The sequence below is a fragment of the Mesorhizobium sp. M5C.F.Ca.IN.020.32.2.1 genome (assembly GCF_004023105.1).
Lineage (GTDB): Bacteria > Pseudomonadota > Alphaproteobacteria > Rhizobiales > Rhizobiaceae > Mesorhizobium > Mesorhizobium wenxiniae.
Window position 1 is genome coordinate 1 of sequence record NZ_RZSX01001513.1, and the last position, 701, is coordinate 701.

At 61.9% G+C, this 701-nt stretch carries 1 protein-coding gene; it reads right to left on the reverse strand.

The window, feature by feature from the left end:
• Nucleotides 1-409 precede the first annotated feature (409 nt).
• Nucleotides 410-701, reverse strand: a 292-nt coding sequence (locus EOA86_RS37155) for a RidA family protein (RefSeq protein WP_164892435.1), incomplete at its 5' end; no start/stop codon positions are given.

Sequence of the window (701 nt, forward strand, 5' to 3'; positions counted from 1 at the left end):
GGTAGACACCATCCTGGACGGTCACACGTCCCGATACCGGTTCAAATCCCAGAGCCACGTTTCGCTTTTCTCCCGACAGAAGCTATGTGCGGTCATTGCCCAACCGAAGCAGGCATGATCATCTGATCACAAGACAGGCGTTAAGCCAAGCCGTCTGGGTGGCACGCTGGGAGCAATCGCTCTCAGCCTCCCCCCTCTTCCGTGAAGAACTGGGAGAAGAAGGGCGCCAGCGTGTGGCTCTCCCTTCTCCCCTTGCTGTGGGAGAAGGTGGCCTCGCGAAGCGAGGTCGGATGAGGGGTGTTCCAGCTTGGCACCGACGGCGATCCGTCCAACACCCCTCAACCGTCTTGGCGCTGCGCGCCAATCCACCTTCTCCCACAAGACGGGGAGAACGGAAGCACGCCTCGCCTCAGTCCGGGATCACCGCCGTGGCCTGGATCTCCACCTTGGCGCGATCCTCGACCAGCGCCATCACCTGCATGGCGGCCATGGCCGGAAAATGTCGCCCGATGACCTCGCGATAGGCCTCGCCGATCCCCTTGGGGTTGGCCAGATACTCGGCCTTGTCGGTAAAGTACCAGGTCATCGAGGAGATATGCTCAGGCTTGGCGCCGGCCTCGGCGAGCACCGCGACGATGTTGGTAAGCGTCTGCCGCACCTGGCCGACAAAATTATCGGTTTCGAACCGACCTTGCCCGGTC